The sequence below is a fragment of the Microtetraspora niveoalba genome (assembly GCF_001570405.1).
Taxonomy (GTDB): Bacteria; Actinomycetota; Actinomycetes; order Streptosporangiales; family Streptosporangiaceae; genus Microtetraspora; species Microtetraspora niveoalba.
In genome coordinates this window covers 126,318-138,578 of the sequence record NZ_BBYM01000011.1, presented here as the reverse complement: position 1 = coordinate 138,578, position 12,261 = coordinate 126,318, and the positions used below count along the sequence as shown (strand labels likewise).

General features: G+C 70.1%; 10 protein-coding genes. 6 read left to right on the top strand and 4 right to left on the bottom strand.

Annotated elements, in window-relative coordinates:
* Positions 1 to 63 precede the first annotated feature (63 nt).
* Complete coding sequence (locus AWQ70_RS11955; protein WP_067174318.1) at positions 64 to 1,656, bottom strand: glycosyltransferase family 2 protein; 1,593 nt, start codon at positions 1,654 to 1,656, stop codon at positions 64 to 66.
* Positions 1,657 to 1,892: 236 nt separating this feature from the next.
* Here AWQ70_RS11955 and thrC point away from each other — a divergent pair, with 236 nt between their 5' ends.
* From thrC to rho, 3 genes are all read left to right on the top strand, one after another.
* Positions 1,893 to 2,951 (top strand): threonine synthase, encoded by a 1,059-nt coding sequence (gene thrC, locus AWQ70_RS11950; RefSeq protein WP_067174315.1) that lies wholly within the window; start codon positions 1,893 to 1,895, stop codon positions 2,949 to 2,951.
* 189 nt (positions 2,952 to 3,140) lie between these two features.
* Positions 3,141 to 4,085, top strand: coding sequence for a homoserine kinase (gene thrB, locus AWQ70_RS11945; protein ID WP_067174311.1), 945 nt, complete (start codon positions 3,141 to 3,143; stop codon positions 4,083 to 4,085).
* A gap of 368 nt (positions 4,086 to 4,453) precedes the next feature.
* Positions 4,454 to 6,481 carry a transcription termination factor Rho gene (gene rho / locus AWQ70_RS11940; protein WP_067174308.1) on the top strand — a complete coding sequence of 676 codons (2,028 nt, stop codon included), beginning with the start codon at positions 4,454 to 4,456 and terminating at the stop codon, positions 6,479 to 6,481.
* A gap of 153 nt (positions 6,482 to 6,634) precedes the next feature.
* On the opposite strand, the gene AWQ70_RS11935 is transcribed toward rho, so the two are convergent.
* The 3 genes from AWQ70_RS11935 to AWQ70_RS11925 form a co-directional block, all read right to left on the bottom strand.
* Positions 6,635 to 7,582, bottom strand: coding sequence for a hypothetical protein (locus tag AWQ70_RS11935; protein WP_067174304.1), 948 nt, complete (start codon positions 7,580 to 7,582; stop codon positions 6,635 to 6,637).
* Between the two features lies 1 nt (position 7,583).
* The gene (locus AWQ70_RS11930) at positions 7,584 to 8,084 is read right to left on the bottom strand and encodes a SigE family RNA polymerase sigma factor (protein WP_067174301.1); all 501 of its coding nucleotides are present in this window, start codon (positions 8,082 to 8,084) and stop codon (positions 7,584 to 7,586) included.
* Positions 8,085 to 8,279: 195 nt separating this feature from the next.
* Complete coding sequence (locus AWQ70_RS11925; RefSeq protein ID WP_067174298.1) at positions 8,280 to 9,257, bottom strand: hypothetical protein; 978 nt, start codon at positions 9,255 to 9,257, stop codon at positions 8,280 to 8,282.
* A 731-nt stretch (positions 9,258 to 9,988) separates the two neighbouring features.
* Between AWQ70_RS11925 and rpmE the strand changes: the two genes are divergently transcribed.
* From rpmE to prmC, 3 genes are all read left to right on the top strand, one after another.
* Positions 9,989 to 10,210 carry a 50S ribosomal protein L31 gene (gene rpmE, locus AWQ70_RS11920; RefSeq protein WP_067174295.1) on the top strand — a complete coding sequence of 74 codons (222 nt, stop codon included), beginning with the start codon at positions 9,989 to 9,991 and terminating at the stop codon, positions 10,208 to 10,210.
* A 119-nt stretch (positions 10,211 to 10,329) separates the two neighbouring features.
* The gene (gene prfA, locus AWQ70_RS11915) at positions 10,330 to 11,376 is read left to right on the top strand and encodes a peptide chain release factor 1 (protein WP_067174292.1); all 1,047 of its coding nucleotides are present in this window, start codon (positions 10,330 to 10,332) and stop codon (positions 11,374 to 11,376) included.
* A gap of 8 nt (positions 11,377 to 11,384) precedes the next feature.
* The gene (prmC, locus tag AWQ70_RS11910; protein ID WP_067174289.1) at positions 11,385 to 12,239 is read left to right on the top strand and encodes a peptide chain release factor N(5)-glutamine methyltransferase; all 855 of its coding nucleotides are present in this window, start codon (positions 11,385 to 11,387) and stop codon (positions 12,237 to 12,239) included.
* Positions 12,240 to 12,261: the final 22 nt, after the last annotated feature.

Below are 12,261 nucleotides of genomic sequence, written 5' to 3'. Positions count from 1 at the left end.
CGTCCTGGGGGACGACATCCGTGACACGACGTCCGGGTGTACGTCCTGCTGGAGGCCCGGCGGTCACGGCCGGGGCGACGACAGGTAGCGGGTCCGGATGGCGGTGCGCAGCCTCCGGGCCCAGGAACGTTCACCGCGCGGTCGCCCCGCCCCGGGAGCCTCGGTGAGCCCCGCCATCGCCGACCGCATGTCCGATCGCACGTCCGAGCGCTTGTCCGTCGCCGTCGCCGCGGGTGCCCCGTCCCGGGGCGGCACAGGCGCCGGCTCCGCCGCCGAGGGCCAGAACTCCGCCGCCGGGCTGTGCCGTACGCCGTGGGTCTGGTGGATGACGTCCCGGAGCGGCTCGCCGGGGGCGGCCAGCAGGAGGGCGCGGCCCACGGCCTCGGTGCGTTCGAGAGTCGCGGTGCGGCCGTCGGGGAACGTGACGACGAGCAGGCCGAGCCGCTCGTCGAGCATCGCCTTGATCATCCGTTCCAGCGTCTCCGCCGCCGGAGGCGCGTCCACCGGCCCGGAATAGCGGAACGGCGTCGGAGTCGCGCTCGCCGGCACCTCGTCGGCCAGCCGCACCCGGGGGTCGTCCGCGAACCCCTCCCGCAACATGCGCAGCTCGAAGCCCGGCGCCGTGAGCACCGGATGGCGCCCGGTGGGCAGCGTGGACCACGGCGCGACGAGCGTGACGACGACGTCGGGCAGCGACCCGTCGAGCGCCGCGTTCACCGCCGCGCGTGTCACCCGTTCACCGGCCTCGGCCACGCGTAAGACCACCTCGACGTACGGCACCCGCCAGCCGCGGCCCCGCTCCTTGCGCAGGTCGCGGCGGAGCGGCACCCGATGGGCCAGGTAGGGCTCGACGGTGCGTACGGTCGCCCCGCGGTCGCGCCGCTGCGCGGGAAGGCCGAGATGGACGGCGCGAGCCGTGAGGTCCGGCACGAAGACGGCCCCCGTCTGGGCGAGCCGGTATCCCAGCTCGGTGTCCTCACCCCGCTGGACCGCCGCGTCGAACCCGCCGGCGGCGCGGAAGAGCGTGCGGTGCAGGGACAGGGTGGGGCCGGTGCAGACGTGGTAGGGGTTCTTGCTGCTGCGCATGCCGTCCAGGCGGAGGATCGTCATCTCCGTCGTGCTGGGGATCGTCTTCTCGGGGTCGAACAGGCGGGTCAGCGTGTCGCCGGTCACGGCCTCGTACACCTCGGCGGGCGTCACGGGGAACTCCTCGATGAACCGCTTCCCGCCGATCGTGACCAGATAGTCGGTGAGGTGGTGCCAGCGCAGCAGCGCCTCAAGATGGTCGCGGTGGACGACCATGTCGGCGTCGAGCCGCTGGACGACCGTTCCGTCGGTCGCGGCGACGCCGGTGTTGAAGGCGTGGCCCGGACCCCAGCCGCCGGAGGTGGTGACGATCCGGGTTTCGGCCGGGCGGATCTCCGGCAGCCGCAGCGGCGGCGTGCTGCCGTCGTCCACGATGACGACCTCTGTCAGATGGGCGGGATACGTCTGCGCCGCGAGCGAGGCCAGGACGAGGTCGAGCCGGTGCTGACCGCCGTGCGCGGGGACGATCACGCTGACCGGCAGTTCGGGCCGCCAGCCGCCGACCGGCGCGGGGACCAGGGGAGAATAGTCGTTGTGCCGGATCCTCGGCCGGACCTCGTCGCGCGCCACGATTCCCCTCCTCGATTGTCACCTGTCGAGTCAAGTCAGGGGATCGACCTTAGCGAAGGGAACTTGTAGTTCGCTGAGAGCTGGAAACGCCATTAGTCCGCGTATGTCGGCACCATGTCCAGAAATGTGTCCATAAGGTGGACGGTGGATCCCGCTGGTAGAGCGGTTGGCCGTAAACTCGATGGCCAATACCGCAGGTGGGCCCGTGTGACGGCGCCCGCGTAGAAGGAGCGATCATGACCAGGGCTTGGCGTGGCCTCATCGAGGAGTACCGTGACCGGCTTCCGGTGACCACTACGACGCCCGTGGTCACCCTGCTCGAAGGCGGCACGCCGCTCGTGCCCGCCAAGCGCGTCTCCGAGATGACCGGCTGCGACGTCTACCTGAAGGTCGAGGGGCTCAACCCCACCGGCAGCTTCAAGGACCGCGGCATGACCATGGCCATCAGCAAGGCCGTGGAAGACGGCGCCCAGGCCGTGATCTGCGCCTCCACCGGCAACACCAGCGCCTCCGCCGCCGCCTACGCCGTACGGGCCGGGCTGACCTGCGCGGTGCTCGTGCCGCGCGGCAAGATCGCCATGGGCAAGCTGGCCCAGGCGCTCGTCCACGGGGCCCGGCTGCTCCAGGTCGAGGGCTCCTTCGACGACTGCCTGGAGATGACCAGGAAGCTCGCGGAGAACTACCCGATCGCCCTGGTCAACTCGGTGAACCCGTACCGGCTGCAGGGGCAGAAGACCGCCGCGTTCGAGATCGTCGACACGCTCGGCGACGCGCCCGACGTCCACTGCATCCCCGTCGGCAACGCCGGCAACATCTCCGCGTACTGGATGGGCTACAAGGAGTACGCCGCGGACGGCGTCGCCACGAAGACGCCGCGCATGCTCGGCTTCCAGGCGAGCGGCGCCGCGCCCATCGTCGGCGGCGCCCCGGTCACCCACCCGCACACCATCGCCACCGCGATCAGGATCGGCAACCCCGCCTCGTGGAAGCTCGCCGAGGCCGCGCGCGACGAGTCCGGCGGCGACATCCAGGCGGTGACCGACCGCCAGATCGCGGCGGCGTACAAGCTGCTCGCGCAGGGCGAGGGCGTCTTCGTCGAGCTCGCGTCGGCGGCGAGCGTCGCGGGCCTGCTGCAGGCCCACGAGCAGGGGCTGCTGTCCCCGGGGCAGCGCGTTGTCTGCACCGTGACCGGCAACGGCCTCAAGGACCCCGACTGGGCCATCTCGGGGGCTCCCGCCCCGCTGACGATCCCGGTGGACGCCTACGCCGCGGCCGCCGCGCTCGAACTGGCCTGACCCCGGCGACCGCGCGGACGGCGCCGGCCCGCCCGGCCGCGCCGTTCCCGGTCGCGCCCGGATCGCCCGCCGTTCCAGGAGCCGATCCGGTACGGCCCGCCCGCGCGTGGCGCCGGTCGCCGCACGAGGGCGCGCCGCGCTCCTTCCCCGTGGCCGCGGCCCGGGGACCCCACCCGAACAAGGAGTTCGATGACAGGTAGCAGCAGCGTGGTCGTCCGGGTCCCGGCGACGAGCGCCAATCTCGGTCCCGGATACGACAGCCTGGGCCTCGCGCTCGACCTGTACGACGAGGTCGAGGTCGCCCTCTCCGGCGACGGCGTGACGGTCGAGGTCGAGGGGCAGGGCGCCGGAGAGGTGGACCCGGGCGAGGGACACCTGATCGTCAAAACGATGCGCGCGACGTTCGAGCGCATGGGCGTCCCGCAGCCGTCCGGCCTCGCGCTCCGCTGCCGCAACCGCATCCCGCACGCGCGCGGGCTCGGCTCGTCCTCCGCCGCGATCTGCGCCGGGATCCTCGCCGCGAGGGCGCTCGCCCCCGCCGTCGCCGGCACGGCGAACGCCCCGGCCGGGATGAGTCTCTCCGACGACGACGCGTTCGCGCTGGCCACGGAGCTGGAGGGGCACCCCGACAACGTGGCCCCGTGCCTGGCCGGCGGGCTCACCATCGCGTGGACGGAGCGGTCCGGCACTCCGCGTATGGTGAAGCTGGCCCTGCACGAGGACATCCGGCCGGTCGTGTTCATCCCGTCCTTCCGGTCGTCCACGAAGGAGGCGCGCGGGCTGCTGCCGCCAGAGGTTCCGCATTCCGACGCCGCCGTCAACGCGGGGCGGGCGGCGCTGCTCATCGCGGCGCTGACCCGGATGCCGGAGCCCGGCCTGCTTCTCGCCGCCACCGAGGACCGACTGCACCAGGACTATCGCGCGCCCGCCATGCCGCGGACCGCCGACCTGGTACGACGGCTGCGCGCCGCGGGGGTCCCCGCGGTCGTCTCGGGGGCGGGTCCGACGGTCCTTGCGTTTTCGACATCGGACACCGAGGATTTGATCGCACCAGAAGTGGGTACGGACTGGCTAATCCAGCCCTTGAACGTCGACCTGCACGGTGCGGGCGTTCAGTTTCCCGAGACACGCTGATGCCTCTTCGACCTCCAGGGAATAGCTGTGTGCGCTGGTGATGTTAGGCTGATAGCCGCACCAGATGCCCCCATGTTGGGTGCGTGCTTGTCATTCGCACATCGCTGCACTTCGCTTCGCGTCCTTCGACGCGGGCAAGGCGATTTTCCCGAAACCGTTTCCTCCCGTTGCCCCGATCGGCGCGACGAGAGGTGGGGTTCTCGGAGGCATGCGCGTTCGAATCACTTCGACATCTGGCAGCTCGCGAGTCCGGAGAGTCACCAACACCTGAGATTCGCGAAGCCCGACCCGGTCTGTCCCGCCGGGTCGCACCACCGGGACACCAGGACGCACGAGTCCGGTGCCCGACCCCTGGGAAGGACCCTTAGTTGAGCGACACCACCGAACTCCTCTCCGACGGCCAGGCCGCCGGCGACACCCCCACCACTGCCCCGGCTCGACCGCGTCGTCGCTCCGGCACCGGCCTGGCCGGCATGGTGCTGCCCGAGCTGCAGGCCATGGCCACCGGTCTCGGCATCACCGGGATCGGGCGGATGCGCAAGAGCCAGCTCATCGCGGCCATCCAGGAGAAGCAGGGGGCGACGGGAGAGGCGCAGGCGGAGCCGAAGCCGGCCGCGGAAGCGCCGGCCGCCGTCGCCGAACGCCCCGTTCGCGGTCGCAGGGAACGTTCCCGCGCCGCCGCGCCCGTGGCCGAGGCCCGCGAGGAGCAGCCCGCCGCCGAGCGCGTGGACAGCGCTCCCGCCGCCGCTCCGGCCGCCGCCTCCACCGGAACTTCCACGGCCGCGCCCGCCGAGGCGCCCGTGACGGCGGAGCCCCAGGGCGACGCCCAGAACGAGACGCGCGGCGACAGCCGCGGCGAGCGCTCCGACCGTCGTGAGCGCCGCGGCCGCGGCGACCGGCGCGAGCGCTCCGACCGCTCCGGCGACCGCGAGAGCCGTACGGACCAGCGGGCCGCCGACGCGGGCGGCGACGCCCAGACGCGCGGCCGTGACCAGCAGGGCCGCGACGGCCGCGACGGTCGTGACAGCCGTGACGGTCGTAGCGACAACCGTGACAACCGCGGCGACCGCGACAACCGTGGTGACCGCAGTGACCGCGGTGACCGTGGCGAGAGCCGGGGCGACGCCCGCGGCGACAGCCGTGGTGACAGCCGCGGCGACCAGGGCGACGACGCGCGCGGCCGCCGCGGCAGGTTCCGCGAGCGCAACCGCCGTGGCCGTGACCGCTTCGACAGCAACGAGCCCGTGATCAGCGAGGACGACGTCCTCATCCCGATCGCCGGCATCCTGGACATCCTCGACAACTACGCGTTCGTCCGCACCAGCGGCTACCTGCCGGGCGCGAACGACGTGTACGTGTCGCTGGCGCAGATCCGCCGCAACGGCCTGCGCAAGGGCGACGTCGTCACCGGCGCCGTCCGGCAGCCGCGCGAGGGCGAGCGGCGCGAGAAGTTCAACGCGCTCGTCCGCCTCGACACGGTCAACGGCATGGAGCCGGAGCAGGCCCGGCAGCGGCCCGACTTCAACAAGCTCACGCCGCTCTACCCGCAGGAGCGCCTGCGCCTGGAGACCGAGCCGAACGTCCTCACCACGCGGATCATCGACCTGGTCTCGCCGATCGGCAAGGGCCAGCGCGGCCTGATCGTCTCGCCGCCGAAGGCCGGTAAGACGATGGTGCTGCAGTCGATCGCCAACGCGATCACGCGCAACAACCCCGAGTGCCACCTGATGGTCGTCCTGGTGGACGAGCGTCCGGAAGAGGTCACCGACATGCAGCGGTCGGTCAAGGGCGAGGTCATCCACTCGACCTTCGACCGTCCCGCCGAGGACCACACCACGGTCGCCGAGCTCGCCATCGAGCGGGCCAAGCGCCTCGTGGAGCTCGGCCACGACGTCGTCGTGCTGCTGGACTCGATCACCCGCCTGGGCCGCGCCTACAACCTGGCCGCGCCCGCGTCGGGCCGCATCCTGTCCGGTGGTGTGGACTCCACCGCGCTGTACCCGCCGAAGCGCTTCTTCGGCGCCGCCCGCAACATCGAGAACGGCGGCTCCCTGACGATCCTCGCCACGGCGCTGGTCGAGACCGGCTCCAAGATGGACGAGGTCATCTTCGAGGAGTTCAAGGGCACCGGAAACATGGAGCTCAAGCTCAACCGGTCCCTCGCCGACAAGCGGATCTTCCCGGCGGTGGACGTCGACGCGTCCGGCACCCGCAAGGAAGAGATCCTCATGTCCAAGGACGAGCTCCAGATCGTCTGGAAGCTGCGCCGGGTGCTCCACGCCCTCGACATGCAGCAGGCGCTGGAACTCCTCCTGGAGAAGATGCGCGAGACCAAGTCGAACGCCGAGTTCCTGCTCCAGGTGCAGACGACGACGGTCAGCAACGGCCGCGACTGAGTTCCCGTCCGACGTTCGCCGTACGGCGAACACGGCGAGAAGCTGCGAAACGCCCCGGGTGGTTCCGACCACCCGGGGCGTTTCCCTGTGCGGGCCCTACGCGGGCCTCGCCGCCTCCGATGCCCCCGCCGTACCGGCGAACCCGGATCGTCGTCAGGAGGCACCCGGTGAAGGGGTCGCCCGGCCGTCCTCCGCCGACGAGGCGTCGTCGCCACCGGGGCCGGGACCGGACTCCGAGCCGGTGCGTCCTGCGGTGTAGAACTTGACGTCCTTGCGCTGCCCGAGGACCTCGCCCGCCTCGCCGTACGCGGTGACGGTGACATCGGGGGAGTCGACGACGGTCGACGGTTCGGCGGGCGCGCCTCTGCCGTCGCCCGGGGCGGGGACGAACGCGGCGGACACCCGCCCGATGAAGAAGCCGTCGCGCACCCGCGCGGCCGTGCGCCGGCCGTCCGCCCAGTCGATCTCGACCTCGCGCACCCCGGACGCGACCCGCCCGGCGACGACCCGGTAGCCGCCGCCGAATCGGTCGTCGTCCCGCATCGCGTGCGAATCGGTCTGCACCTCGTACGCGTCCACGGTGAGGGCCCCGGTGAGGCCCGCCTCCAGATCGCCCGGCGGGGCGTAACCCCAGTACGTGAACACCGGACGGTCGGCGAAATCCGGATTCTTCTGCGGTGTGCACAGGACGAATCCGGCGGTGCTGCCGACGAGTGCCGTCGTTCCCACGTCGTCGCGATATTCCACGAGGACGCGGAAGTCGCCGACCTCGCCGTGCTCGGGGATGCGCCTACGGCCGTCCATGTCGTGCACCGGGCCGCCCATGGGCATGCAGTCGCGTACGACCTTCAACTGCTCGGGAGTGTTGTCCGGCAGCTCGTGGACGCTCGCCGCGATGTCCTGGACGCCTGATGCCGGGAGCACGGCCACCACCCCGGCCACGGATGCCGCGGCGACCGCGAGGCTCGCGAGCGACCACGACAGGCGGCGCCGCGTTGATCGGGCCAGCGCCCGCGCGGCGTAGACGTGCGCGTCCACCGGCAGCGCCTCCCGCGCCATCAGGTGGAGTTCCTGGGCGATCTTCTGCTCGTCGAGATCCATGTCAGCTCTCCTTGGTGACGGGCGCGCCGACCAGACGACGGAGCCGGACGATCGCCTGGTGGGCCTGGCTGCGTACGGTTCCGACCGAGCAGCCCATGATCTTGGCGACCTCCGACTCCGGGAGGTCCTCGTAGTAGCGCAGCACCAGCACGGCGCGTTTGCGCGCCGGAAGGGCACGCATGGCCTGCGCGAGGCTGACCCGCGTATCGATCTCGCCGCTGTGGTCGCCGACCGGCCGCTCGGGAAGGACGTCCGTCGCGCGCTCGCGCCCCCAGCGCGGGCTCCGCCACCGGTCGACCTGTTCGTGGTACATGACCCGGCGTACGTACGCTTCGGGGTTGTCGCGGATCTTCCGCCACCGTGCCGCCGTCCTGGTCAAGGCGGTCTGCAGGAGGTCCTCGGCCGCGTGCTGGTCGCCGGTCAGGAGGTACGCGAGCCGGATCAGGCTGTCCGACCGGCCGGCCACGAACTCCGTGAAGTCGTCTCGTCTGCTGGGGTGCAAAGGTTCTCCTCGAGTCTCATCACTCCTGGAGACGAGCGCGAGGTCGCGGATCTATGGCGTGGCCCGTCGCTGCCGGACATCCGTTCAGGAAAAGCGGAAAGGGCCCGCACGGTGTGAACCGTGCGGGCCCTCCTGGTGCTGTACGGCTTGCGCCAGGGGTTGGTGACGCGAGGCGTGCAGATCCCCTGAGCCGCGCTACTTGACCGTCACGAGCTTGTAGTTGGAGTAGGAGCCGTAGGTCGCGCTGGTACCCGTGGCCGCCAGACGCCAGTAGCCGGTGTACTTCGGCTTGACGGTCTTGCTGAACTTACCGGTCGAGGTGGCGCCGACGTAGCCCACGAACGACCACTTCGAGGAGCCCTTCTTCTTGAAGTAGAGCTTCATGATCTTCTTCTTCCAGGCGCTGGAGCCCCGGTAGACCTTGCCGTAGAGCTTGGTCGCCTTGCCCTTCTTCACCTTGGTGGGCGAGGCGGACAGCTTGACCTTGGACTTGGCCTTCGACGAGCCGGTCTTCGAGACCTCGAAGCCCTTGACGAAGCTGTAGGTCTTCGAACCACGGGTGACCGTGATCTTCAGCTGCCAGGAGCCGGTCGAGGTGCTGTAGTCGAAGGCGGCCGAGTCGTGGAACGACTTGCCGTCCGACTCCAGGCCGGTGCCCAGCGAGTAGTAGTCGTCGTAGCTCTTGCTCTCGAGCCGGACGTCGGTGACCTTCTCGTCACCGGACTTCTCCAGCTCGAACGCCACGAAGACGTCGACTTCCTTGCCCGACTGCAGCTTGACGGGGTTGGGCGAAACACTCGCCCCGTTGATCCGCGTCGCCGCCTTGACCTCGAAGGTCACGTCCTTGGTGTCGGCGGCCTGGGTGGCGCCGTCGGGCGTCACGGTGACCTTGAGGGTCCACTTGCCGGTCGACGTGGTCGGCTTGTCGCTCGACGAGACCGGAATGGTGCCCTTGACCTCAACGGGGCTCGCCGGCGGCGTCGGTGCCGGCGTCGAGTTCGCCAGATCCGTCAGCTGGGTGACCGTGGCAGCGTGCCCGGCGCTGCTGGTCTGCTCGCCCTCCTTCCAGAACTCCGCCTTGATGGTCGGCGCCTTCGAGGTGCCGCCATAGGGGTTGTTCACCTTGATCACGAAGGGGATCGTGTCACTGCCGGTGGGCGGGATGAATGCCACCGAGGTGTCGACTGTAACGGAGGCGATGTCCGCAGCGGCGGCGCGTACAGCGGCGCTCAGGGCGCTTGCGGGGGAGGCTACGGTGATGGCCGCACCGGTAGCGAAGACTGCTGCCCCCGTTGCGGCTGCTACTGCAAGCCGCAGGCTCTTCCTCATGGATACCCCTAACATTGGTAAAATTGAGGGAAAAGTCGGGTTTGAACACCGGAGCCTAGTGGTGCCTGTGTGACTCGTCCACCCGGATGGTGAGGATGGTCCTCATTTACTGAACCCTTTCCGGGTTGTTCCACAATGTTGGGATATAGGTCACTACCTGGGAACTTTCGAGTTATCCACATCCCGGGGCGTCCCTGAGAGGCATTCCGGCAAGCGCTCGAGAAAGAGATCTTGCGGGCCGAGAGTGGCATAGGACACATCGCGGCCCGCCCGATGGCGCTCCCGCATTCCGGTGCCGCCGACACGTCCGGTCAGAGCGCCTACCCGAGGCCGTTGACGGGCCCGAAGAGGCGCGCACCGCGACACGCCGAAGCCCCGGAAGGCGGCGCATGTACGGGCGGGGAATAGCCGGGGGCGTGGAGGGGTTTCTCGATCTGGCACACTGGTAGCCGAACCGCAGCGGTACCGGTTCCCGCGCGCGCGTCCGCGTGTGCCCGACGCGCGCAAACCTGTATGGGTGATCCTGCACGGTGAACAAGCGACCCGGCGACCGCGCCTAGCGTTAGGACTGAACAATGAAGGCCGAGATCCACCCGGACTACGTCGTCACGCAGGTGACCTGCACCTGCGGGAACAGCTTCACCACCCGCAGCACCGCCAAGAACGGTGTCATCCACGCCGACGTCTGCTCCGCCTGCCACCCGTTCTACACGGGCAAGCAGAAGATCCTCGACACGGGCGGCCGGGTGGCGCGCTTCGAGGCGCGCTTCGGGAAGAAGGCCCAGAAGAGCAAGTAGCTCTACGCGGACGCCGGCTCGGACCGTCTCTTTCGATTTCGACAGAGGCGCGCCCGGGTCGGCGTTCTTCGTGATGGAGGCCGAATCCCGAGAGCCGTTCCCAAGGAAAGGATCGCGCGGTGAATCTCGACGAGATCATCAGTGAGTACGCGGATCTGGAGTTGAAGCTCGCCGATCCCTCCGTGCACGCCGACCAGGCCAAGGCGCGGACGTACGGCAAGCGCTACGCGACGCTCACGCCCATCGTCACGACGTACCGCGAGCTGGAGGGCGTCCGGGAGGACCTCGTGGCGGCGCGGGAGCTGGCGGCGGAGGACCCGGCGTTCGCCGACGAGGCCGCCGAGTTGGAGGGACGCATCCCGGCGCTGGAGGAGCGGCTGACGCACCTCCTGGTCCCGCGCGACCCGAACGACGACAAAGACATCATCATGGAGATCAAGGCGGGCGAGGGCGGCCAGGAGTCGGCCCTGTTCGCCGGCGACCTCCTCCGGATGTACCTGCGGTACTCCGAGCGCGCCGGCTACAAGACCGAGATCATCGACGCGCAGCACTCCGACCTCGGCGGCTACAAGGACGTCACGGTCGCGATCAAGGGCAGAGAGGGCGTCTGGGCCCGCCTCAAGTTCGAAGGCGGCGTCCACCGTGTCCAGCGCGTCCCGGTGACCGAGTCGCAGGGCCGCATCCACACCTCGGCGGCGGGCGTGCTCGTCTACCCCGAAGCCGAAGAGGTGGACGTCCAGATCGACCCGAACGACCTGCGGATCGACGTCTTCCGGTCCAGCGGCCCGGGAGGCCAGAGCGTCAACACGACCGACTCGGCCGTCCGGATCACCCACATCCCGACCGGTGTGGTCGTCTCCTGCCAGAACGAGAAGAGCCAGCTCCAGAACAAGGAGTCGGCGATGCGCATCCTGCGGGCCCGCCTGCTGGTGATGGCCCAGGAGGAGGCCGAGGCGGCCGCCATGGCCGAGCGCAAATCCCAGGTGCGCACGGTCGACCGTTCCGAGCGCATCCGCACGTACAACTTCCCTGAGAATCGCATTTCCGACCATCGGGTGGGCTTCAAGGCCTATAACCTCGACCAAGTCCTGGACGGGGATCTGGACGCGGTGATACAGGCATTGCTCGACGCCGAACTGGCGGAAAAGCTCGCTGCCCATTCGTAAGTGGACCCATGACCTTCCTGCTTGACGAGATCGCACTCGCCACCGCCCGGCTCGCCGAGGCGGGCGTGCCGTCACCGCGTACCGACGCCGAGGAGATCGCGGCCTTCGTGCACGGCGTGCCGCGCGGCAAGTTGCACACCGTCAAGGACGCGGACTTCGACGCGCTCTTCTGGGAGGGCATCGCGCGCAGGGAGGCGCGGGAGCCGCTGCAGCACATCACCGGCCGCGCCTACTTCCGCTATCTCTCCCTCGAAGTCGGCCCCGGAGTGTTCGTCCCGCGCCCCGAGACCGAGGTCGTGGCCGGCTGGGCGATCGACCGGCTGCGCGAGATGGACGTCGCCTCGCCCGTCGTCGTCGATCTCGGCACGGGGTCGGGCGCCATCGCGCTGTCGATCGCGCAGGAGGTGGCGCTCGCCCAGGTGCACGCCGTCGAGATCGACCCCGTCGCGTACGGCTGGGCCAGGCGGAACATCCTGGAGCACGGCCAGGGCCGGACCATGCTGCACCCCGAGGACCTCACCGACTGCCTGCAGGAGCTGAACGGCAAGGTCGATCTGGTGATCTCCAACCCGCCGTACATCCCGCCGGGAGCGGTGCCGCGCGATCCCGAGGTCCGCGACTACGACCCCTCGCGCGCGCTGTACGGTTCCGGGAAGGACGGCCTCGACGAGGTCAGGGCGGTCGAGCGCACGGCACGGCGGCTGCTGCGGCCCGGCGGTTTCGTGGCGGTCGAGCACGCCGACGAGCAGGGAAACCCGGTCTACTGGCTGTTCTCCGAGGACAACGGCTGGCGTGACGTGCGGCTCCGCCAGGACCTCACCGGCCGGGACCGCTTCGTCACCGCGCGCCTCGGACAGGAATGAGAGCCGTGCCGTACGTGGAAGG

Bases quoted from the DNA above. Each gene is read 5' to 3' on its own strand.
- thrC (WP_067174315.1), top strand. From the start codon at position 1,893: ATGACCAGGGCTTGGCGTGGCCTCATCGAGGAGTACCGTGACCGGCTT.
- rpmE (WP_067174295.1), top strand. From the start codon at position 9,989: ATGAAGGCCGAGATCCACCCGGACTACGTCGTCACGCAGGTGACCTGC.
- thrB (WP_067174311.1), top strand. From the start codon at position 3,141: ATGACAGGTAGCAGCAGCGTGGTCGTCCGGGTCCCGGCGACGAGCGCC.
- AWQ70_RS11935 (WP_067174304.1), bottom strand. From the start codon at position 7,582: ATGGATCTCGACGAGCAGAAGATCGCCCAGGAACTCCACCTGATGGCG.
- prmC (WP_067174289.1), top strand. From the start codon at position 11,385: ATGACCTTCCTGCTTGACGAGATCGCACTCGCCACCGCCCGGCTCGCC.